Origin of the sequence: Pseudomonas sp. WS 5059 (assembly GCF_012985525.1) — a bacterium.
Classification (GTDB): domain Bacteria; phylum Pseudomonadota; class Gammaproteobacteria; order Pseudomonadales; family Pseudomonadaceae; genus Aquipseudomonas.
In genome coordinates this window covers 1-21646 of the sequence record NZ_JAAQWO010000017.1, presented here as the reverse complement: position 1 = coordinate 21646, position 21646 = coordinate 1, and the positions used below count along the sequence as shown (strand labels likewise).

At 59.0% G+C, this 21646-nt stretch carries 23 protein-coding genes and 3 pseudogenes; 13 read left to right on the top strand and 13 right to left on the bottom strand.

The features are described from left to right. Positions 1-365: 365 nt before the first annotated feature. Entirely contained in the window at positions 366-740 is a 375-nt protein-coding gene (gene sdhC, locus HBO12_RS28150) for a succinate dehydrogenase, cytochrome b556 subunit (RefSeq protein ID WP_005005993.1), read from the top strand. Positions 741-1359: 619 nt separating this feature from the next. Here the strand turns inward: sdhC and HBO12_RS28145 are convergent. Next, positions 1360-4326: a Tn3-like element ISPa40 family transposase gene (locus HBO12_RS28145; protein ID WP_016486919.1), complete on the bottom strand. Its 2967-nt coding sequence runs from the start codon at positions 4324-4326 to the stop codon at positions 1360-1362. A gap of 3 nt (positions 4327-4329) precedes the next feature. Continuing rightward, positions 4330-4890 carry a recombinase family protein gene (locus HBO12_RS28140; RefSeq protein ID WP_003117272.1) on the bottom strand — a complete coding sequence of 187 codons (561 nt, stop codon included), beginning with the start codon at positions 4888-4890 and terminating at the stop codon, positions 4330-4332. A 310-nt stretch (positions 4891-5200) separates the two neighbouring features. Here HBO12_RS28140 and HBO12_RS28860 point away from each other — a divergent pair. From HBO12_RS28860 to HBO12_RS28130, 3 genes and pseudogenes are all read left to right on the top strand, one after another. Beyond that, positions 5201-5965: pseudogene (locus tag HBO12_RS28860) on the top strand (PAS domain-containing protein); the annotation flags it as partial. Positions 5966-6052: 87 nt separating this feature from the next. Next, a complete protein-coding gene (locus HBO12_RS28855) occupies positions 6053-6511 on the top strand; it encodes a methyl-accepting chemotaxis protein (RefSeq protein WP_275941885.1) in 459 nt (152 codons plus the stop codon). A gap of 20 nt (positions 6512-6531) precedes the next feature. Next, positions 6532-6794: pseudogene (locus tag HBO12_RS28130) on the top strand (Tn3 family transposase); the annotation flags it as partial. A 175-nt stretch (positions 6795-6969) separates the two neighbouring features. Here HBO12_RS28130 and HBO12_RS28125 read toward each other — a convergent pair. The 4 genes from HBO12_RS28125 to merR all read right to left on the bottom strand — a co-directional run bounded on the left by HBO12_RS28125 (position 6970) and on the right by merR (position 10800). Next, positions 6970-7941 carry an ExeA family protein gene (locus HBO12_RS28125; protein ID WP_024015038.1) on the bottom strand — a complete coding sequence of 324 codons (972 nt, stop codon included), beginning with the start codon at positions 7939-7941 and terminating at the stop codon, positions 6970-6972. Continuing rightward, positions 7931-9568, bottom strand: a complete 1638-nt coding sequence (locus HBO12_RS28120; protein WP_200876640.1) for a DDE-type integrase/transposase/recombinase — start codon at positions 9566-9568, stop codon at positions 7931-7933. The genes HBO12_RS28125 and HBO12_RS28120 overlap by 11 nt, the downstream gene beginning before the upstream one ends. 4 nt (positions 9569-9572) lie before the next feature. Next, entirely contained in the window at positions 9573-10148 is a 576-nt protein-coding gene (locus tag HBO12_RS28115; protein WP_033902375.1) for a recombinase family protein, read from the bottom strand. 217 nt (positions 10149-10365) lie between these two features. Beyond that, positions 10366-10800 carry an Hg(II)-responsive transcriptional regulator gene (gene merR, locus HBO12_RS28110; RefSeq protein WP_000429838.1) on the bottom strand — a complete coding sequence of 145 codons (435 nt, stop codon included), beginning with the start codon at positions 10798-10800 and terminating at the stop codon, positions 10366-10368. 71 nt (positions 10801-10871) lie between these two features. Here merR and merT point away from each other — a divergent pair, with 71 nt between their 5' ends. From merT to merE, 6 genes are read left to right on the top strand one after another with little or no spacing between them, the layout of a single operon-like run. Then, a complete protein-coding gene (gene merT, locus HBO12_RS28105; RefSeq protein ID WP_001294667.1) occupies positions 10872-11222 on the top strand; it encodes a mercuric ion transporter MerT in 351 nt (116 codons plus the stop codon). A gap of 15 nt (positions 11223-11237) precedes the next feature. After that, positions 11238-11513 carry a mercury resistance system periplasmic binding protein MerP gene (gene merP, locus HBO12_RS28100; protein ID WP_000735441.1) on the top strand — a complete coding sequence of 92 codons (276 nt, stop codon included), beginning with the start codon at positions 11238-11240 and terminating at the stop codon, positions 11511-11513. 2 nt (positions 11514-11515) lie between these two features. Continuing rightward, entirely contained in the window at positions 11516-11761 is a 246-nt protein-coding gene (gene merF / locus HBO12_RS28095) for a mercury resistance system transport protein MerF (RefSeq protein WP_000654684.1), read from the top strand. Beyond that, a complete protein-coding gene (gene merA, locus HBO12_RS28090; protein WP_032488713.1) occupies positions 11758-13404 on the top strand; it encodes a mercury(II) reductase in 1647 nt (548 codons plus the stop codon). Before merF ends, merA begins: the two co-directional genes overlap by 4 nt. A gap of 16 nt (positions 13405-13420) precedes the next feature. Further along, positions 13421-13786: a mercury resistance co-regulator MerD gene (gene merD / locus HBO12_RS28085; RefSeq protein ID WP_003465059.1), complete on the top strand. Its 366-nt coding sequence runs from the start codon at positions 13421-13423 to the stop codon at positions 13784-13786. After that, positions 13783-14019 (top strand): broad-spectrum mercury transporter MerE, encoded by a 237-nt coding sequence (gene merE / locus HBO12_RS28080; protein WP_001087809.1) that lies wholly within the window; start codon positions 13783-13785, stop codon positions 14017-14019. Before merD ends, merE begins: the two co-directional genes overlap by 4 nt. A 52-nt stretch (positions 14020-14071) precedes the next feature. On the opposite strand, the gene HBO12_RS28075 is transcribed toward merE, so the two are convergent. The 3 genes from HBO12_RS28075 to HBO12_RS28065 are packed head-to-tail and all read right to left on the bottom strand — an operon-like array spanning position 14072 to position 16173. Next, entirely contained in the window at positions 14072-14686 is a 615-nt protein-coding gene (locus HBO12_RS28075) for a recombinase family protein (RefSeq protein ID WP_000904941.1), read from the bottom strand. Between the two features lie 60 nt (positions 14687-14746). Further along, a complete protein-coding gene (locus HBO12_RS28070) occupies positions 14747-15964 on the bottom strand; it encodes a TniQ family protein (RefSeq protein WP_003465063.1) in 1218 nt (405 codons plus the stop codon). Then, positions 15961-16173: an NTP-binding protein gene (locus HBO12_RS28065; protein ID WP_024015044.1), complete on the bottom strand. Its 213-nt coding sequence runs from the start codon at positions 16171-16173 to the stop codon at positions 15961-15963. The genes HBO12_RS28070 and HBO12_RS28065 overlap by 4 nt, the downstream gene beginning before the upstream one ends. A gap of 975 nt (positions 16174-17148) precedes the next feature. On the opposite strand from HBO12_RS28065, the pseudogene HBO12_RS28850 reads away from it, so the two are divergent. Further along, positions 17149-17880, top strand: a pseudogene (locus tag HBO12_RS28850) (methyl-accepting chemotaxis protein); the annotation flags it as partial. A 165-nt stretch (positions 17881-18045) separates the two neighbouring features. Further along, complete coding sequence (locus tag HBO12_RS28845; protein WP_370588396.1) at positions 18046-18813, top strand: methyl-accepting chemotaxis protein; 768 nt, start codon at positions 18046-18048, stop codon at positions 18811-18813. Positions 18814-18868: 55 nt separating this feature from the next. Here HBO12_RS28845 and HBO12_RS28055 read toward each other — a convergent pair whose 3' ends face one another. The 4 genes from HBO12_RS28055 to HBO12_RS28035 all read right to left on the bottom strand — a co-directional run bounded on the left by HBO12_RS28055 (position 18869) and on the right by HBO12_RS28035 (position 20965). Continuing rightward, entirely contained in the window at positions 18869-19153 is a 285-nt protein-coding gene (locus HBO12_RS28055) for a hypothetical protein (RefSeq protein ID WP_425311902.1), read from the bottom strand. A 216-nt stretch (positions 19154-19369) separates the two neighbouring features. Beyond that, positions 19370-19651 carry a type II toxin-antitoxin system YafQ family toxin gene (locus tag HBO12_RS28045; protein WP_011282522.1) on the bottom strand — a complete coding sequence of 94 codons (282 nt, stop codon included), beginning with the start codon at positions 19649-19651 and terminating at the stop codon, positions 19370-19372. Then, on the bottom strand, positions 19638-19901 hold the full coding sequence (locus HBO12_RS28040) for a type II toxin-antitoxin system RelB/DinJ family antitoxin (protein WP_020303033.1): 264 nt from the start codon (positions 19899-19901) through the stop codon (positions 19638-19640). Before HBO12_RS28040 ends, HBO12_RS28045 begins: the two co-directional genes overlap by 14 nt. Positions 19902-20071: 170 nt before the next feature. Next, positions 20072-20965 carry a cation efflux transmembrane domain-containing protein gene (locus HBO12_RS28035; protein WP_033902376.1) on the bottom strand — a complete coding sequence of 298 codons (894 nt, stop codon included), beginning with the start codon at positions 20963-20965 and terminating at the stop codon, positions 20072-20074. Positions 20966-21065: 100 nt separating this feature from the next. Here HBO12_RS28035 and cadR point away from each other — a divergent pair, with 100 nt between their 5' ends. Next, positions 21066-21473: a Cd(II)/Pb(II)-responsive transcriptional regulator gene (gene cadR, locus HBO12_RS28030; protein ID WP_024015046.1), complete on the top strand. Its 408-nt coding sequence runs from the start codon at positions 21066-21068 to the stop codon at positions 21471-21473. Positions 21474-21646 lie beyond the last annotated feature (173 nt).

Genomic DNA, 21646 nt, shown 5'->3' with positions numbered 1-21646 from the left:
TCACCGCCAGCCCAGCTAGACCGCCTGATTGAGCGGCAGAGGCCTGGTCATCGCCCGACGGCCATGGCGGCTGGCTGCTTCGGGGGGCTTGCCTTGGGCAGGGCTGCAGCTTAGGTTGATGACATTGGGGGAACAGCATGCCCTGCAGAACGACACACGTCACTTTTGTTAAATTAATAAGCTAGCTACCTATTGGGCATAACCTTGCAATTTGCTTCAATTTACGCACATGCACTTGCGACCTCAAAATGCAACGTAAGCCCCGAATATCTCCATTATTGTCGCCGCCAGCCTTAGTTACAGCTGCTATGATGAATGAGATCGAAAACTGAAATCCCCCACTAGAATTGTTGACTGGAGTCAAAATGAATAAAAAGCGGCCGGTTAATCTTGATATTCGAACCATTCAGCTTCCTCTCACGGCGCTTACATCGATTCTGCACCGGATTTCAGGAATTATGCTCTTTATTTTTCTGGGACTGATACTGTATATGCTGAGCAAATCGTTGGAGTCAGAAAAGGGTTTTAATGAAGTCAAGGAGATTTTTTCTTCACCTTTCGGCAAAGTTAGTTTCTGGTTGGTATACTCTTCATTTATTTATCATCTCGTAGCCGGAATTCGACACCTAGTTATGGATGTGGGTGTTGGTCATACTTTGAAAGGCAGCAATCGCGCCTCTACTATTGTTTTAGTAGTGTCGGGTGTTTTAATGGTTGCTGGCGCCGTATGGATTTGGTAGCTGTGGAGTCGTAATGCGTATTTACAAGGACTAAAAGCGTCCTTTAAAGCTAACTTACGAAAGTATTTATAATCGACGGTTCACGCTTAAACGGTTGAATCCTTTCGGGCTTCCGAATAGCTGTTAGCTGAAAGCTATCATGAGCTAAGTTTTCTGTGCATCATCAAATGTGTTAATGGGAGCGCCATAGTACTAGGTACAAATATGGCTCTAGGACAATGTTAGATGTTTTGGATTTTGAGGCGGATCGCTCTTATCGAAGATCGTCTAATTCGCTCTGAAGCGCAGGTTTTTTGAAACTATCACCTGGTTGGCACACTGTGCGAATCAACATCAGATATGAGAAAGCCAATCAGGTGAACACTACCCTCGAGGGCTCATCTGTCCAGTTAAAGCCTCGAGTCTTTCTGGGTGCGCAAAAGACAAGAAGGTTATATGGGAAAATTATGAGGCCTGGATACCATGCGTCATGGGCGTGCCGATGCTGTGAGTGACAGAGCGAGAAGCAAGTGAAAGTCCCTGAAGTAGGGGCGGGATGCGCCCGAGTGGCATTTTTTGTCTTAAGGTAGATCGCGTAGCTGTTCTTGGGGAGCCCGCAGAACTCGGAAAAAATCGTACGCTAAGGTTTTCCGAGCTGCCGCAGCGGCCTGAATTTCCCGTCTTCCAGCTTGCGGCTTTGCCGCCAAACGTAATCGCCGGTCAGGTTGATGTGCTCCCAGCCCAATGGCGAAAGGTATTGCAGTAACTCAGGATTAACTGGCTTGCCTGCCTCTTCTCGGGCCTGGGTCGCGCGCTCCAAGTACACGGTGTTCCACAACACGATGGCGGCCGTCACCAGGTTGAGGCCGCTGGCCCGGTAGCGCTGCTGCTCGAAACTCCGATCCCTGATCTCGCCGAGGCGGTTGAAGAACACCGCCCTGGCCAGGGAGTTACGCGCCTCGCCCTTGTTCAATCCGGCATGCACGCGGCGACGCAGTTCCACGCTTTGCAGCCAATCGAGGATGAACAGCGTGCGCTCGATCCGACCCAGCTCGCGCAGAGCCACGGCCAGGCCGTTCTGGCGCGGGTAGCTGCCAAGCTTGCGCAGCATCAGCGATGCGGTGACGGTGCCCTGCTTGATCGACGCGGCCAGCCGCAGAATCTCGTCCCAGTGAGCGCAGACGTGCTTGATGTTCAGGGTTCCGCCGAGCATTGGACGCAGCGTCGGGTAGTCTTGGACGCTATTGGGCACATACAACTTGGTTTCACCGAGGTCGCGGATGCGCGGCGCGAAGCGGAAGCCCAGCAGGTGCATCAGGGCGAAGACGTGATCGGTGAAGCCAGCCGTGTCGGTGTAGTGCTCCTCGATCCGCAGATCGGACTCGTGGTACAGCAGACCGTCGAGCACGTAGGTGGAATCACGCACGCCTACATTCACCACGCGGGTGCTGAACGGCGCGTACTGGTCAGAGATGTGGGTGTAGAACAGCCGTCCTGGCTCGCTACCGTACTTCGGGTTGACGTGGCCGGTGCTCTCGCCTTTACCGCCGGCACGGAAACGCTGGCCATCGGAGGATGAGGTGGTGCCGTCACCCCAGTTGGCGGCGAAGGCATGCCGGAACTGGCTGTTGACCAGCTCGGCCAGGGCCGTCGAGTAGGTTTCGTCACGGATGTGCCAGGCTTGCAACCAGGACAGCTTGGCGTAGGTCATGCCCGGACTCGACTCGGCCATTTTGGTCAGGCCGAGGTTGATGGCATCGCCCAGGATCGCCGTTAGCAGTAGCGTCCGGTCTTTCGCCTGTGCGCCATCCTTCAGGTGCGTGAAGTGGCGGGTGAAGCCCGTCCATTCATCCACATCCATCAGCAGCTCGGTGATCTTGATGCGCGGCAGTAGCTGGCTGGTCTGGTCGATCAGCGCCTGCGCGGTGTTGGGCACCGCGGAATCCAGCGGGGTGATTTTTAGCCCGGACTCGGTGAGGATGGCATCGGGTAGTTCGTTGTCCTTTGCCAGTCGGGTGACAGTGGCCAGCTGCTCGTCCAGCAGCTGCAAACGCTCTTCCAGGTACTGGTCGCTGTTCGGGTTGATCGCGAGTGGCAGCGCCTGTTCCCGCTTGAGTGCGGCGAATTTCTCGGGAGGCAGTAGGTAGTCATCGAAGTCGCGGAACTGCCGCGAGCCTTTGACCCAGATGTCGCCGGAGCGCAGCGCGTTCTTCAACTCGGACAAGGCGCAGATTTCGTAGAAGCGCCGGTCGATGCCTTCCGGGGTGATCACCAGCGGTTTCCAGCGCGGCTTGATGAAGGCGGTCGGTGCGTCGGAGGGCACCTTGCGCAGATTATCGGCATTCATCTCGCGTAGGGTCTGAACGGCATCCAGCACGGCTTGCGCTGCCGTCGCGGCTCGGAGCTGAAGCACCTCCAGAAAGGCTGGGGTGTAGCGGCGTAGCGTAGCGAAGTTCTCGCTGACCAGGTGCAGGTGGTCGAAGGCTTCCGGCCGGGCCAGCAGCTCGGCCTCAGTGACACTCTGGGTGAACTCGTCCCAGGGAATGACCGCCTCGATGGCGGCGAACGGATCGTCACCGGACTCTTTAGCGTCCAGCAGGGCCTGGCCGATCTTCGAGTACAGGCGCACCTTGTCATTGATCGCTTTGCCCTGCTTCTGGAACTGCTGCTGATGCTTGTGTTTCGCGCCACTGAACAGCTTGACCAGGATGCGGTCGTGCAGATCAACCAGTTCATCGATCACGGTCGCGGTGCTTTCCAGTACCACGGCGACCAGCGTGGCATAGCGCCTCTCCGGTTCGAACTTGCCGAGGTCTTGTGGCGTCATCTGCCCGCCCTCGCGGGCGAGCTTCAGCAATCGGTTCTGGTGGATGTGCCGGCCGAGGCTGTCGGGAAGGCCCACCAGTTGGAAAATCTTCAGCCGCTCGATGTGCTCGATCATGTGCCGCGAGTTCGGCTTCAGCGGTGATTGCCGCAACCAGGTCAACCAAGTGCTGTTGCTGCCGGCCTTAATGGTGAGCAGTTCGTCGAGCTTGGCGTGATGCGATGGGTTCAACGGCTCGACCAGGGCGCGATAGACCCGCCGATTGGCGCGTGCAATGGCCTCCGAACACGCCCGGTCAATAACGCTCAGCGTCGGCAGGATGCGCCGCTTCTGCCGCAAGCTCTCCAGCGCCTGCCCGGCCAGCAGCAAGCCCTTGTCGGTCTGCTGGGCCAGCTCGGTCAACTCGCGCACCAGGGCGCGGAAGTCCGACAGACCGAACGGGGCCAGTTGCAGGTAGGTGCGCAGTTCCAGAGCGTGCTCGCGGCGGGTCACGTCGCGCTCACCGTACTTCGCCCAACTCGCGGGGTCGGCTTGGACTTGCTTGGCCACCCACTGGATCACGGGCTCGGGTAGCGCCGTGTCGTTGCCCAGCGCATAACCAGGGTAGCGCAGCAGGCAGAGCTGCACGGCGAAGCCGAGGCGGTTGCCATCGCCCCGCCGTTGACGGATCAGGGACAGGTCGGAGTCGTTGAAGGTGTAGTAGCGGATCAGGTCATCCTGGCTTTCTGGCAGCGCAAGCAGGGTGTCGCGCTCCGTAGCCGAGAGAATCGAGCGACGCGGCATGGTTCAGTCGTCCGTGCGAAGGTACTGGTAGAGGGTTTCACGGCTGATGCCGAACTCGCGTGCGAGCTGAGCCTTCGGCTCGCCGGCAGCGGCCCGCTGCCGCAACGTGATGGCTTGATCGTCGGAGAGAGCTTTCTTGCGGCCCCGGTAAGCACCGCGCTGCTTGGCCAGGGCGATGCCCTCGCGCTGCCGCTCGCGGATCAGGGCGCGCTCGAACTCGGCAAAGGCCCCCATGACCGACAACATGAGGTTGGCCATGGGCGAGTCCTCGCCGGTGAACACCAACCCCTCCTTCAAGAACTCGATGCGCACGCCGCGCTTGGTCAGCCTTTGCACCAGACGGCGCAGATCGTCGAGGTTGCGCGCCAGGCGATCCATGCTGTGCACCACCACGGTATCGCCTTCGCGGACGAATCCGAGCATGGCTTCCAGCTGCGGGCGCTGGGTGTCCTTGCCCGAGGCCTTGTCGGTGAACAGCTTGCCGATCTCGACCTGCTCAAGTTGGCGTTCCGGGTTCTGGTCGTAACTGCTGACCCGAACGTAACCGATGCGTTGTCCCTGCAAGATGCCTCCATAGGCTGGATGGGCGGTAGGGCTTACGTTGGTTTTTGGTTCCATTGCGCCCTAAGCCTTGAATTTGTCAGGTTGGAATCTATGACCTTGGCAAGCATGTGTCAAAGAATGTGAAAGCAGACTCTATTCTGACGGCGCAGCGTGGCCATTCCTGACATCCAGTTAGGGTATAGCTCAATATGACACATGGCTGCAAATCGCTAATTTTCCAACTATAAAGAGCTATGCTCTCAAGAAGCGGTTGCGCTAACCGATACAGTATAAATTGGGCCCCAAGTATTATTTTATTTGCACAAAGGTAATGATTATGTTTTTCAATAAAAACAAACAACTGCTGGACACAGAAAATAAGCTCTCAGAACTACAGCGGCAGCTTGATTCAATAAGTCGAAATGTCGCGGAAATCAGATTCAGGCCAGACGGGAGCGTAATCTATGCGAGCAATATCTTTCTAGAGATGCTTGGTTACAAACTCGAAGAAATAGCAGGGCAGCACCACAGAATTTTCTGCGAAAAGAATTATGCTAACACAGCTGATTATTCGCGCTTCTGGCAGAAATTGGCTGACGGCCATCTTCAATCAGGTTTATTTAGGCGGCTGCGCAAAGACGGTAACTTAGTATTGATTGAGGCTACTTATATTCCAGTTCAAAATCAAGATGGAAAAGTTATTGAAATCATTAAGATTGGCTCAGATGTCACTCAGAGAGAAAACGAGTTACTCTCACTAAGAGCCGTCCATGCAGCCATCTCCCGCTCGATGGCGGAGATCGAGTTCACACCTAACGGTGACATCCTGCATGCAAATGAGAATTTCCTCCGTGCTATGGGTTATCGCCTCAGCGATATCAAGGGTCGACACCACCGAATGTTCTGTTTCGATAATTTTTATCAAGAAAATCCAAATTTTTGGCAGAGTTTAAAGGGAGGAACTTTTTTAAGCGGGCAATTTGAGCGCAAGACCGCATCGGGAGAGACCATCTATCTTGAGGCCACCTACAACCCCGTCATTGATGAAGCCGGCCAGGTTGTGAAAGTGTTAAAATTTGCCACCGACGTCAGCTCGCAGAAGCATAAGGCTGATGAAATCCGTCAGGCCGCAGAGCTTTCCTTCACCACCGCCGAGGAGACATCTCAAATTTCCGTGCGGGGCATGGAGTCCCTTGCTAGTTCAATTGAACTATCTCAGGGTACATTTAATTTAATAAACGGTGCGGTTATTTCGATTACACAGCTAAATGCTCAGGCTAAAGATATCGAGAAAATTGTTACCATCATCCAAGGCGTGGCAGAACAAACTAACTTACTAGCACTTAACGCCGCAATTGAAGCTGCCCGAGCGGGTGAAATGGGCCGAGGCTTTGCTGTAGTAGCCGACGAGGTTCGTCAGTTGGCAGCTCGAACTAGCAGTGCCACCGTGGAAATCCAGAATGTGGTAACTGCTAACGGAAAGCTTACTCAGCAACTGAATATAGATATGAACAGCATCGCTAGAAGCGCCGAAGAAAACAACGATCAGATCGCAACTGTAACAACTATTATGCGTGAAATCAGTGACGGTGCAGACCATGTTGCCCGTACCGTATCGACGTTGTTCAAAGACAATAGCTAGTGTCCAGTTTTAGGCAAAATCAGGATCGGAACTTCGAGCCGCAGCGCTACAGAGCCAGAAGCCCAAACTTGGTGACGGCCATCGTGCTATGGAACACGATGTATCTGGAGTGCATCACTTGGGGCTGGTCGAGGCTGGCAAGTCGGTGGGCGGCGAGCTGCTGCAATACCTATTGCCGCTGGGCTGGGAGCACATCAACCTGACTGGCGATTACGTCTGGCGGCAGAGCCGCAGGCTGGAGATCGGGAAGTTCAGGCCGCTACGATTGCCCGGAAAACCTTAGCTGTAGCGGCCTGCATTTAAAAACGTCCCGACCTGCAATCAATACGATTTTCGACCGGAATTAACTGCGACTGACCGGCCCGGCAAACCAGCATTAACTGCGAATGAGCCTGCATTGATCCGCGCCGACCTGCATTCCATCGTCGCCAGCCTGCATTATTTGCAAATGACAGGACTCAGATAGGCAAGCCCGCTGCCAGCATCTTGTCACGTAACTCAACCGCCCGCGCCGGGTCTAGCGCATTACTGAACAGAGCCTTGATTTCGGTGGGTTTGGCATCGAATTGCTCCACTAGATCCTTGATGCGGTAGCCGTGACGAGTGAGGGTTGGCTCCAGATCATCCAGTTGGCGCGACAGCACCGATTGCACGAGTTCCGCCGAAACGGGTTTCTCGCCGGTCAGGTAGCCGGCTTCCAGTGCCAGGCTGAGGTGCAGTTGGATTTGCAGTGGCGTGCGCAGTTTAGTGGCGAGTAGGTCGATCGCGTCTTCGGTCAGAATCGACTCGGGTTCGACCTTCCCCGCAGTGCAGGTTTCCAGCAGCCACTGAATGTATTCCCGCTGACTGCCAGCAATGCCATCGAGCGAGAAGATGTCGGTGCGGTAGCCGATTTCCTCCATCGTCGGTCGGCGCAGGTCGTTACGCAGCTTGGGATGCCCGGCCAACACGATCGACAGCCGCCCGTCACCGTCCTCCACCAGCTCCATCAGACGCTTAAGACCGGTCAGGGTATGGCCGTTGAGGTCATGGGCCTCATCGACGAACAGGGCGACCGGGCGCTTGTTCTTCCTCACCAACTCGCGTAGGTCACGCTCACGCTTTTCGCCCTGGGTGGGGATGCGTACCTGCTTCTCGGTGGAGAGGTCATAGAAGAGCGCTGCGATGAAAGTGGCCAGCTTGATGCTGTGCTTTTCAATGGCGAGAGACTTGGAGACCGTGATCTTCTTTTCCTCTTCCATCGCTTGTTGAAGCCGGCGCAGCATTACGGTCTTGCCGCTGCCGATGACGCCGCACAGTGCAATCAGCCGTCCTTCGAAGATCGCCCCCTTGATGTCCTTGATCAACTGCTGATGGTGGGCGGTTTCAAAATAGCCGGCCTGGTTCAGTGGCAACGCCAGTCCGTAGTGCTGCATTACTTCAGCCCGCATGTTCTTCTCCTGTTTTCTTATGGCGGAAGTAGCCCCGCACGCGCTCCAAGACAATGCGGCGTGTCAGGGTTTCGCTCAGCACCTGATGGATGAAGGCTTGATCGTCGGGAGAGAGCTTAGCCAACGGCTGCGCTAGGTCATCGGCAATGGCGAGCTTGGCGGCGATGGCATTGGGAAACCGGTATTCGTGCGCCTCGGCATCGAAGGGTTGGCGTGGCAGTGCCGTCGGAATAATAGAGGGTGTGAGTCGCACATCGTCGCCAGCCAATGCGGCGATAGGCAGGCCAAGCTGGCCGGCTAGCAAGCGGATGCGATCAGAGCGCTCATCCGCCTTGCCGCGTTTGAAGGCGCGGTAACGATGTAGGGGAATTGGCCCGGAGACGGGGTAGTAAGGTCCGAAGCGCTCCCCCTCGAACTCGGCATAGAGTTCGTCATCGAACAAGCCCCAGAGCAACACCACGGTTTCGCCCGCCATGTCGGGCTCCACCTCGTAGGCCGTGCCGTCGATGGTGACGCGGGCATCGACGCCGACCTTGCGTCGTTCCGGCTCGCGGGCAAAGCGGCAAAACTGTTCCCAGGTGCACATTTCGCGCAGGCCCTCGACGGGCAGGTTGGCCAGCCAGTCCTCAATCCGCGAATGCGGTTCGGAGCGATGATCCTGCACGTTGTAGGTGCGCACCAGATAACGCAGCAGCCACTCATTGGCCTGCGCTTCGGTTTCCGGTTTGTGGAAGTGATACAGCGTCTCGTGGGCTTCCTTCACCGTGCGGAAGGGGCGCTCCACTTTGCCTTTCGAGCGAGCCGTGGTGCGGGTGCCATCCTTGCCGGCCGGGATGTGTGTCTGCCATTCGATGTCCAGCGCCTGCATGACGTTCTGGAATACTCGGCGTTTGGCCACCGGGCCGTTGTCCAGGTAGATCATCTTCGGGCGGCCTTGGAAGGGAAAAGTCGGGTCCGCCTTCAGCGTCATGGCGTTGAACAGGAAGCGCAGCGCTGACTCCGCGTCCTCGCCATATACACAGTGGTACTCCTGATAGGCCACTCCGCTGCGGTCATCCACCACGCTGAACAGCATCAGCGTCGGCATGCCCCTAGCCGGATCGATCCAGTCCGGCTTATCGATGTGCTTGAGGTCGGAGGGCGACAGGTCGAACTGCCAGCAGTCATTGCTGTGCGCAGCCTGAAAGCGGGTGGCCGGTGGTTGCCGCAACAGCCGCGACTGGTCCAGGTGCCAGCGGCTTAGGTACTCGTTCACCGTGCTGCGGGTCAGAACCCCTTTGGGCGCCTTGACCAAGCCTTGCTCGGTTTCCACCCCATAGCCCTCCAGCAGCTCGATGGCACGGCGGGTAGATAGGTGCCGCCCTTGTTTGTTGGTGGTGCGCAGTTTCAGCGCGGCAATTAGCTCGCAGTAGCGCTCCAGCTCGGCCTGCTGCAATACCCGCGGCTTACCATGGTCGGCGCGGTGAGCCGCGTGGGGTTTATGGATGAGGTTCAGCGCCCGGTATACGGTGCTTGGGGACACGCCGTACAACTCGGCTATCGCGGCCACCTGAGTAATCCGTTCCGGGCTTTTCTTGGGCAGACGGTCGAGCCGCTGCCGCAACTGCATCAGCGAATCGGTCGGGATGGCTTTACGCCGCCCGCTGGGCATCACGCTCGGCCTCGGTGAGATAGTTGTAGAGCGTCGAGCGGCCGATGCCCATCATCCGACAGATTTCCGCCACGGTATGTTTCCGCTCATGGTAGAGGCGCAGGGCAAGCTCCTGCTTGGCCGGGTCGAGCCGTTTCTTGCGTCCGCCCTTGCGGCCTCGCGCCCGTGCAGCGGATAAGCCGGCTTGGGTGCGCTCGCGGATTAGGTTGCGTTCGAACTCGGCCAAGGCACCGAACAGGTGAAACACCAGGCGGCCACCAATCGAGGCGGTGTCGATGTTTTCCTGCAAGCTGCGCAAGCCGACGCCGGCGGCGTCCAATTGCTCAACCAGCCGGATCAGATCCTTCAGCGAGCGGCCGAGGCGATCCAGGCGCCAAATCACCACGGTGTCGTCACGGCGTAGCGTGGCCAGCAAAGCGGTCAAGCCAACCCGCTCAGCCTTGGCACCGCTGGCGGTATCCTCGAACACCCGCTCGCAGCCGATCTTCGCCAGAGCATCGCGTTGCAGATCGAGGAGTTGGTCGTCGGTCGAGACGCGGGCATATCCAATCAACATGGCGTTGTCCAACTATTCAGCGATAGTTCAGTGTAGTCGGATACTGAAAGATGGAGACTGTAGTTGGATGCCAACGATGCGGGTTTGCGTGGGAATTGCTGTCACTTTCAGAAGGCGACAGCACGAAATATCAAAAGTCGACCGCACGGTCTTTTCTGACGTTGGAGTCGCCTCAGAAAACGGAAAATAAAGCACGCTAAGGCGTAGTTCCCTCGGGCTACACCGCGTCCGCACTGCGCGGTTCTTTCTTCCCTTGCAGTGACGCAATCAGCGGGCAGGAAACGTTCCCCTTCCGCGCATGGCAGGCGCACACCAAATCAGACAGCACGGCCTCCATGCGCGCCAGGTCAGCCATCCTCTCGCGCACGTCCTTGAGCTTGTGCTCGGCCAGGCTGCTGGCTTCCTCGCAATGGGTGCCATCCTCCAGCCGCAGCAGCTCGGCGATCTCATCCAGGCTGAAGCCCAACCGCTGGGCTGATTTCACGAAGCGCACCCGCGTTACATCCGTCTCGCCATAGCGGCGAATGCTGCCGTAAGGCTTGTCCGGTTCCGGGAGCAAGCCCTTGCGCTGATAGAACCGGATGGTCTCCACATTGACCCCGGCCGTCCTGGCGAAAACGCCAATGGTCAGGTTCTCCAAATTGTTTTCCATATCGCTTGACTCCGTACATAACTACGGAAGTAAGCTTAAGCTATCCAATTCAGATTCGAAAGGACAAACGTATGTCTGAACCTCAAAACGGGCGCGGCGCGCTCTTCACTGGCGGGCTGGCCGCCATCCTCGCCTCGGCTTGCTGCCTCGGGCCGCTGGTTCTGATCGCCTTGGGGTTCAGCGGCGCTTGGATCGGCAACTTGACGGTGTTGGAACCCTATCGCCCCATCTTTATCGGCGTGGCGCTGGTGGCGTTGTTCTTCGCCTGGCGGCGCATCTACCGGCCGTCAGCCGCCTGCAAACCGGGTGAGGTTTGCGCGATTCCCCAAGTGCGAGCTACTTACAAGCTCATTTTCTGGGGCGTGGCCGTGCTGGTTTTGGTCGCGCTCGGATTTCCCTACGTCGTGCCATTTTTCTATTGATCACAGGAGTTCACCATGAAAAAGCTGCTTTCCGCCCTTGCCCTCGCTGCCGTTGTTGCCCCCGTGTGGGCCGCCACCCAGACCGTTACGCTGTCCGTACCGGGCATGACCTGCTCGGCCTGTCCGATCACTGTCAAGAAGGCGATTTCCAAGGTCGATGGCGTCAGTAAAGTTGACGTGACCTTCGAGACGCGCGAAGCGGTGGTCACCTTCGATGATGCCAAGACCAGCGTGCAGAAACTGACCAAGGCTACCGAGGATGCGGGCTACCCATCATCAGTCAAGAACTGATCATGAAAGACCCGAAGACACTGCTGCGGGTCAGCATCATTGGCACAACCCTCGTGGCGCTGTGTTGCTTCACCCCTGTTCTGGTCATTTTGCTCGGTGTGGTCGGCTTGTCCGCGCTGACCGGCTATCTGGACTATGTGCTGCTGCCTGCGCTGGCGATTTTCATCGGCTTGACCATCTACGCCATCCAACGAAAACGCCAAGCCGATGCCTGCTGCACCCCGAAATTCAATGGAGTAAAAAAATGACCGAAATCACCGTGAATGGCATGACCTGCACATCCTGCGCCACCCATGTCAAAGATGCTTTGGAAAAGATTCCCGGCGTGAATGCCGCTGTGGTGTCCTATCCAGAAAGCCGCGCGCAAGTCATGGCAGACACCGCCGTGAGCCACAACCAACTGCTGGCCGCCATCGCCGCATTGGGTTATCAAGGCTCGATCCGGGTTGGTGATTTCAAAGATGAACCAAAAATCCGTGATGCACTTGAGGGCGCCGGTTTGCATATCGCCATCATTGGCAGCGGCGGGGCCGCGATGGCGGCGGCGCTGAAGGCCGTCGAGCAAGGCGCGACGGTCACGCTGATCGAACGCGGCACCATCGGCGGCACCTGCGTCAATATCGGCTGTGTGCCGTCCAAGATCATGATCCGCGCTGCCCATATTGCCCATCTGCGCCGGGAAAGTCCGTTCGACGGCGGTATTGCGGCAACTGTGCCTGCGATTGACCGCAGCAAACTGCTGGCCCAGCAGCAGGCCCGTGTCGATGAACTGCGGCACGCCAAATACGAAGGCATCCTGGACGGCAATCCAGCCATCACCGTTTTGCACGGTGAAGCGCGTTTCAAGGACGACCAGAGCCTGGTCGTCCGTTTGAACGAGGGTGGCGAGCGCGAGGTAACGTTCGACCGCTGCCTGGTCGCCACCGGTGCCAGTCCGGTCGTGCCGCCGATTCCGGGCCTGAAAGAGTCACCCTACTGGACTTCCACCGAAGCGCTTGTCAGCGACACCATTCCCGCACGCCTGGCCGTGATCGGTTCGTCGGTGGTGGCGTTGGAACTGGCGCAAGCCTTTGCCCGGCTCGGCAGCCAGGTCACGATCCTGGCACGCAGCACCTTGTTCTTCCGGGAAGACCCGGCCATCGGCGAGGCCGTGACAGCCGCTTTCCGCGCCGAGGGCATCGAGGTGCTGGAGCACACGCAAGCCAGCCAGGTCGCCCATGTGAACGGCGAATTCGTGCTGACCACCGGACACGGTGAATTGCGCGCTGACAAGTTGCTGGTTGCCACCGGTCGGGCACCGAATACGCGCAGCCTCGCGCTGGACGCGGCGGGGGTCACTGTCAATGCGCAAGGGGCCATCGTTATCGACCAAGGCATGCGCACGAGCAACCCGAACATCTACGCGGCCGGCGACTGCACCGACCAGCCGCAGTTCGTCTACGTGGCAGCGGCCGCCGGCACCCGTGCCGCGATCAACATGACCGGCGGCGACGCAGCCCTCAATCTGACCGCGATGCCGGCAGTGGTGTTCACCGACCCGCAAGTCGCCACCGTGGGCTACAGCGAGGCGGAAGCGCACCACGATGGCATCGAGACCGACAGTCGCACGCTGACACTCGACAACGTTCCGCGAGCGCTTGCCAACTTCGACACACGCGGCTTCATCAAGCTGGTCATCGAGGAAGGTAGCGGACGGCTCATCGGCGTGCAGGCGGTGGCCCCGGAAGCGGGCGAACTGATCCAGACGGCGGTGCTCGCCATCCGCAACCGCATGACGGTGCAGGAACTGGCCGACCAGTTGTTCCCCTACCTGACAATGGTCGAGGGGTTGAAGCTTGCGGCGCAGACCTTCAACAAGGACGTGAAGCAGCTTTCCTGCTGCGCTGGATAAAAAAAGGAGGTTTTCAATGAGCGCCTACACCGTGTCCCGGCTGGCCCTTGATGCCGGGGTGAGCGTGCATATCGTGCGCGACTACCTGCTGCGCGGATTGCTGCGTCCGGTGGCGTGCACCCCGGGCGGCTATGGCCTGTTCGATGATGCCGCCTTGCAACGGCTGTGCTTCGTGCGGGCGGCCTTCGAGGCGGGCATCGGCCTGGACGCGCTGGCGCGGCTGTGCCGGGCGCTGGATGCTGCGGACGGCGATGAAGCGGCCGCGCAGCTTGCCGTTCTGCGCCAGTTCGTCGAGCGTCGGCGCGAAGCGTTGGCCGATCTGGAGGTGCAGTTGGCCACCATGCCGACCGAGCCGGCACAGCACGCGGAGAGTCTGCCATGAACAGCCCCGAGCGCTTGCCGTCCGAGACGCACAAACCGATCACCGGCTACCTGTGGGGCGCGCTGGCCGTGCTCACCTGTCCCTGCCATTTGCCGATTCTCGCCATTGTGCTGGCCGGCACGACGGCCGGCGCGTTCATCGGAGAGTACTGGGGTATCGCAGCCCTCACGCTGACCGGTTTGTTCGTCCTGTCTGTGACACGACTGCTGCGGGCCTTCAAAGATCGATCATGAGCGCTTCCCATTGAGACAAACCACGCTGTCGCTACGTTGCCTCATGCCGGCATCAAATTCGGCTGAGTAGCTTCTCGCCATCTGGACGTAGCTCACCCTTGGGTGAAACATGCCGATACAGGGTCTGCCGCGTGACGCCAAGTTCCTGGCACAGGTCGCCGACCTTGGTCTCTGGCTGACCCATTGCCGCCATCGCCAGCCGCAGCTTGGCGGCGGTCATCTTGAACGGCCGGCCGCCTTTCCGCCCGCGCGCGCGGGCCGAGGCTAGGCCGGCAATCGTGCGCTCCGCGATCAACTCGCGCTCGAACTCGGCCAGGGCGGCGAAGATGCCAAAGACCAGCTTGCCGGCGGCGGTCGTGGTGTCGATGGCCGCGCCGTGCCCGGTTAATACCTTCAAGCCGATGCCGCGCCCAGTCAGGTCGTGCACGGTGTTGATGAGATGTCGCAGGTCGCGTCCGAGCCGATCCAGTTTCCACACGACCAGTGTGTCGCCAGTTCGCAACGCCTTCAGGCAGCTCGTCAAGCCGGGCCGATCCTCGCGCATGCCGGATGCCTGGTCCTCGTAAAGATGTACTGGATCGACCCCGGCGGCAATCAGCGCGTCGCGCTGCAAATCGGTAGCCTGGGAGCCGTCCGCCTTCGATACCCGCATGTAGCCTATCAGCATGTCGTACCTGTCACATATACGTTCGATTATGTGACAGTGTGAGCCAGAAAGTTCTCGCCGTCAAAAACTGTCACTTAACCCGTCATTTAGTCTAAGACCTGCAAACGGCCATTCAGGCTCGTAATGTGACAAAAACTCCGGCGGGATGCCCTCCTTGGTGAACGTGGCGCGCAAACGTTCCAGGGATTCGGGGTCGCGTCGCCCGTAGGACGCCAGTGTGAACAGCAAGCGGGCCGTCTCCGGGTTGTGTCGCGCTTCAATGATGGCCTCATCGATGGCCTGGGCTGCTCGTTGCCAGTGGTTGATGGGTTCCGGCTTCGGCACCTTCGCCGGCAGGCCGTTGGTGAAACCAGTGTGCGGCTCCGTCTGAAACAGCGCGGCCTGTTCCCCGCGCGGGATCAGCGCCTTTGACTCGATCAGCGTGATGGCGGTGGCCGCCGCCTCCAGCATCTGCCACTGCACCGCCGGGGCCAGAATCTCGTAGGGACGCCACAGACTCTGCCCGGCGCGCAGCGGATGGCCGCAGCGCTCCCAGACATGGCGGATGCTCGCCGAGCAACTGCCGCAGTGCGAGAGCGGCGTGTTCAGCTCATCAAGCAGGGTGCGCAGCAGCCGGAACCACAAGCCGGCGTGGACACGCCGACGCGGCAGCTCCACAAAACCCGTCGTCAGCGCCTGCCAGGTGCGCCGGTCCATGCAGGCGATTGCGTCATCGGCAGGGCGCGGCGCAGCATCGGCGATTTCCCACTGAAGATACCGGCCGGGCATGCCCCAGTAGGACTCCAGCCAGCAGCCATGCTGCGGGCAGCTCAGCATCAAGGGGAGCTGCCAGACGAGTAGCACAGCTTGATTCGTTGGATCGTTCAGACACTGCGGACACGCCCGGCGAATCGTCTGGCTCGGTAGCCAGGCACGCCAGCGAGTGATGGACCGCACCTTGCGGGTGCGCTTGGGCAGGAGCACCGCGCATTGGAATGTATAGGTTTCCAAGGCTGCTGGTACCGAATCGTCGAGACTGTCGAGCAGCCACGGCACCCAGCCTGCAAGACTCATGCTGCGCAACCGCTCCAGCTCGACGCCACTGCGCTGGCAGAGCGCCGTCAGCAACGACAAGGATGGTGCGGTATCCAGGTCATCAAGTTGGCTGTGACCAAGATCGTGGGCCAGCAGCTCGTGCACGTCCATCTGGTAGCAGGCGGCGACCCGGTTGAGCCATGAGGACAGGGCTTCGCCTTCCTTGGGTGCCGGATGCAGCGGCCAGCGCGGCGCGGACTTCACATCAGTTCCCGCTCGAACTGTCGCCGCCGCTCACTGGGGCCGATGTAGTCGGCCATGCTGAGCGTGCGGTGGTTGATCGCTTCCTCGCCACTCTCCACGGCGGCGACGGCCGCCGCCACCAGCAGATGTGCAAGCTCGCCGATGGTGCCTTCGCTCCGGGTGAGCAGGTAGCTGTACCGGCTTGCAATCGAAAACGGCCGTGCTCGCAATCAGCGCAATTTCCGGCTCAGATTAACTGCGACTGACGGAGCCGTCTGGCTCAGATTATTTGCGAGCGAGCTTGCATTCAGCCGCGCCGGCTTGCATTCCATCGTTCCCTACTCACATTAACTGCAACTAGCCCCGTCTTTAGAGGTGGTAAAGATGCCGATGATGGCCATGGTGTTCTCCTTTCGGATTCATGGTCGCGCCCATCGCGTCCTTGTTGTGAGCCGATCGGCGGGTGAGGGCCGAACGCACTGCCAATGCAGCCGAAACGTAGAGAAGGACCTTGAGCTCCGAACAATTTGTTGCGCGAGAAAGCCGCTCGCCGGCGGGGAAAATGTTCGGTGGGAACGGTTGTGGGCCCAGGTCCGATCCCGCCAGGATTCACGACGACTCAAGGACGCATGGCTGACCGGCCGGACAGGAGTATTGGCCGACTCTAAACACCAGTCGTAGGCGCTGGAATCTCGCGACATGCGTAGCCCTTGCTTGGCGAAAAATATTCCCGATCGCCGAGCGCTCGATCTGACATTCGTCGTTCGGTATAGTAAAGAGTGCAGACCAGGCAGATAGGGGCGCCGGTAGCTTAAGGCCAAACCAGAGACGAGCCGCGCGAATGCTCGCCGAGGACCCGGTTTTCAAGCGCATGAGCTTATTTGACCGCGACGGAAACTTGGTCTCCTCAAGCCACGCGGATGAACCGCAAAAACTCCCTGCGGGTTGGCTGTCGCAACTGCGCGAACACACGGGTAGAAGTGCCCCGGCCAGGCGCGGAGGCTTCGATGAGCGCGGATCGGACATCTTGTCCTAACGGTCGACCCCGCCAGCGGGGGCTTCGTCAGCACCGCGCTGCAATTGCCGGCAGGGCTCTGGGACAACCATCTGCGTCTGGTCTGAAAGCGTTCAAGTATCGCAGCGGTACGCCGACATAAGGGGGCGAACGAACGGTCATTTGGCTGACCGCTCGCTCAATCTTGCGTATGACTCAAGCGCCCCCCTTTCGATACGAGACCGCCCAGATGCTCTTGAAAAAATCCCTGCGCGCTCAGCTGCTCACACTGATCGGCGGCAGCCTGTTGGTGATATTGCTGATCGCCTTCGCCAGTTTTTCCTTCTTGTCGGATGACATTTCCAAGTATCAACAACTACTCAAGGGTCCGATCGAAACGTCGCGCCTGATCGACGAAGCCAACGTGGAATTCAAAGTGCAGGTGCAGGAGTGGAAGAACGTCTTGCTGCGTGGCAAATCACCTGAAGCCTTGAGCAAGTACTGGCAAAGCTTCGAGAACCAGGAACGAAAGGTCCAGGACATCCTGGGCAGACTCGTTGAGCGAAGCGAGCACAACCCTGCCCTGTCAAAGCAGCTCCGCGACCTGCACGAGGAGCACCGGCGCCTCGGCGCCGCCTACCGCGCGGGCCGTGCGGCCTACATCGCCGGCGGAAACGATCCATTCGCCGGCGACGAGGCGGTTCAAGGCATCGACCGTGCCACCAGCGAACAGCTCAGTGGTTTGGTCATCCAGCAGCGCGATTCGGCGCTGCATCGTTCGGAAACCATCAGCGAAGCCGCAGATCGTAAAATAGTCGTCGGCTCGTTGGTAATGCTAGCCGCTGGCGTTTTCATCGCCTTGCTCAGCCTATGGTTGGTAAACCGCAATCTGATCGCCCCCATCCGTCACCTGATCGACCACATCGCCAAGCTCAGCCAGGGCGACTTTGCACAGCGCGTCGATGCGTCCCGTGCTGACGAATTGGGACGTCTGGCAGTTGCCGCGAATATCCTGCGTGACTTCCTTGCCGATACGTTCACCCTCCTGCAACGCAACACCTCGGACCTGGACAGCGCCAGTGGTGAATTGAGCGCCATCGCCGCACTGATGGGCCAAGGCACTCGCGAGCAGTTCTCGCGCACCGATCAGGTCGCTACCGCCATGCATGAAATGTCCGCTACGGCGCAGGAAGTCGCCCGTCACGCCGCCGAAGCCGCGCGTGCAGCGGATGCGGCCGATCATTCGGCGCAGCAGGGTGAGACCATGATGCGTTCGACTATCCAGACCATTACCCACATGCGCGGCGAGATCAGCAACACCGCCGAGGTAATACGCCGTCTGGAGACCGATAGCGGTCGCATTGGCAAGGTGCTGGAAGTTATTCGCGGCATCGCCGACCAGACCAATCTGCTGGCGCTAAACGCAGCCATCGAAGCCGCCCGCGCGGGCGATGCCGGACGCGGGTTTGCCGTCGTTGCCGACGAGGTGCGCACGCTGGCCAGGCGCACCGCCGACTCCACCGCTGAAATTCATCAGATTATCGACACGGTGCAGACCGGCGCGGTGGATGCGGTGCGTGCGATTGAAAATGGACAAACCCGCAGCAACGAAGGTGTCGAACAGGTTACGGAAGCGGGCAGCATGCTTCAGCGCATCACCCAAGAAGTCGAAGCGATCCGCGACATGAACCGTCAGATCGCTACCGCTGCCGAAGAGCAGACGTCCGTGGCGGAAGATATCTCGCGCAATCTGACCGAAATTACCGCCATCGCCACCACCAACCAGGACAATGTCGAGCGTACCGAGGCAGCCAGCCAGAACCTGCATACGCTGTCGGCCCAGCTCAGCGAAGTGACGCACCGCCTCGCGGGCTGACACAGGCTCTGCTCCGGCCCTAGATGATCGGTGTCACCACGTTGCTAGGTCCGACTCATCCGAGTTCGAGGGAGTTGGGGCAGGGCCGATCAACATGGCTTGTCTCGTGCTTGGTCGATTCGTTCCTGCATCGCCTGCATGACTTCTCGTGGGTGTACGACTTGGCGTTGGGGTCGTCGGCCTCACGGAGAGCTTCTTCGACCTCGCGGGTCATCCGCTCATATTCTTCTGGCCACAGCGCTTGCTCCATGCGCAGCGACGCCTGCCCCAGTAGGTGCAGACCGAACAGACGCATGTCATTGGTGGCGATGACGTGCTCTCGAATCCGCACCTGGATCACCTCATCGCCAGTTGATGCAGCTTCAACAGGTCGGTGCGCAGTTGCGGAGGCCCGCCGTCTGCGTTGTCACTCAATCGCCGCGCAGCTCGTCCACGGCATCGACTGCCCGCAGCAGTGCGGTGGTATCGAAACTCTCGGGAGTCAGTTCGTTCCAATCGTCGTCGGTGATGCTGATTGTCATGTAGCTTCTTTCCTTGTCCTGGGCAGACCCCGGCGTTACAGGCCAAGCTCGCTATGCGATCCGAGACGCACGAGTTGCAGCACGGCGTCATCCGGCTTGCGGTAAATCAACACCAGGTCGGGCTTGATGTGACAGTCCCGGTGGTCTTTCCAGTCGCCGGTGAGGGCGTGGTCACGGTGCTTCTCGGCCAGAGGCTGGTTATTCGCCAGGGCTGTGACGACGGCAATGAAATCGCTCGCCAGCGTCTGACGATGCGGGCCTTTGGCTTCGCGTTTATAATCGCGTTTGAACCGGCTGGTCTGTTCAATCGTCCGCATTCAGATCCGCCATCAGATCCTCGACGGAAGCGAACGACTTCAAGCCGCCACGGCGCGCTTCCTTCATCGCCTCGATGGTGGTGGCGTTCGGAATCAGCGGCTCGAACGGCAAGGCTTTCTCGCGGGCGACTCGGGTCAACATGATGCGGAAGGCGTCAGACACGGTGAGTCCCATCGCTGCCAGCACGACGGTCGCCTCTTCCTTGATGTGCTCGTCGATACGGGCACGGACTACAGCATTTGCGGACATGGTTTGATCCTCCAGATTGATGAGCTACATTGTAGCTCAATCCTTCCAGGAGTGCACCCAGCACACCTCGCCAGAGGCGTCTATCAAACGAAGGTTTATTGGACTGTCCGTACCATTGATGTTCACTTGTAGAAAGTGAGCCCATCGCGATGGAATACAGGATCGGTTGGTCAGGCTTTCAATGCCAGGATTCGGCGCGCACCGTTCAATACGATGAGGCCAACGACCGTACCAATCACCAAGTCTGGGTAGGGAGAGCCCGTCCACGCAACCAGCGCGCCGGCGACGATAACGCCAATGTTCGCGAGCACATCGTTGGCCGAAAAAATCCAGCTCGCTTTCATGTGTGCACCGCCTTCGCGATGGCCATAGATCATCAAGAGACAGCTGGCGTTTGCGACGAGTGCAACTAAGCCAATCCCCATCATCAGCATCGACTCAGGTTCGCTGCCATAGTGGAAGCGTCTAGCCACCTCCACGAGTACGCCCAGTGCCAACAGGATCTGAAAGAAACCCGCCAGGTGCGCAGCGCGAACTTGCAGCTGTGCACTGCGGCCGACGGCAAAGAGAGCCAAGCCATAGACGGCAGCATCCGCAAACATGTCCAGCGAGTCGGCAATAAGGCCCGTCGACTGAGCGATCAACCCTGCGCCCATCTCGATAACAAACATGGCAGCGTTGATGCCGAGCAAAATTTTCAGGGTGCTCGCCTCTTTCGACGCCGCTAATTCCTCATCAGCGCGATTGGTCGAGGCTGCTTCCTGACTAGCTGGTTGAGTCCCCAGTAGCGCTGCCCCTAGACCCAGGGACTCCAGCTTGGTAGTGATTGGGTCAACCGCCCCGTCATGGAAAGCGAGTACCTGCCTGCTGCTCAGATCAAAGGACAACGAACGAAGCTCAGGCAAGCTATTCAGCGCGAGCCGAATCATTCGCTCTTCCGAAGGGCAATCCATCTTGGGTACAGAAAAATGGCTGACCCAGGCTCCTTCGGTCGAGGGCGCGCTCGCTGCTTCAGCAGGCGCTGACACTGAACCGCAGCCACAGGATTTTTCACACGAGCTCATGATCCGCCTCTCCTATCAGGTTCAATTCTGGCAATTGAAAACCATATAGCAGGTATAGGGTCAAGCCTGGATATACTGGCTGTTTATCGAGGAGCAGCCTATGCGCATTGGTCAACTTGCACAGCTGACGGGAGCGGACATTCAGACCATTCGTTTCTATGAGCGCCAGGGCCTGCTTGCATCGCCCAATCGCCAGGCAAATGGCTACCGAGCCTACGAAGCGGATCATGTGGAGAAACTGCTGTTCATCCGCCGTTGCCGGTCCTTTGGCATGTCGTTGGACGAAATTGGTGTTTTGCAGAGCGTTCAAGCACAGCCGCAGCAACCGTGCGCGGCGGTCAATACGCTGCTTGATAGCCATATCGCCCAGGTCAGGGCCCAGATCGCATCCTTGCAAGCCCTGGAAAACCAGTTGGTGACGTTACGCAGCTGCTGCGATGACGAACGACAAAGCCTGGACTGCGGAATACTTTCGGGTCTAGTGGAGGGAGGCAAACGGCTTCCATAAGGCGCGCTAGAAAAGTGCCATTCGCTTCTGCTCAAAGCGTAGAGCTTGAATCGCCCCTAGTTTCGTAGACACCTCCAAGCCTTAAAATGAGGCCCATTAGGAGGTGCCATGAGCAACCAGCGATATCCCGAAGAATTCAAAATCCAGGCGGTCAAACAAGTGACCGAAAAGAA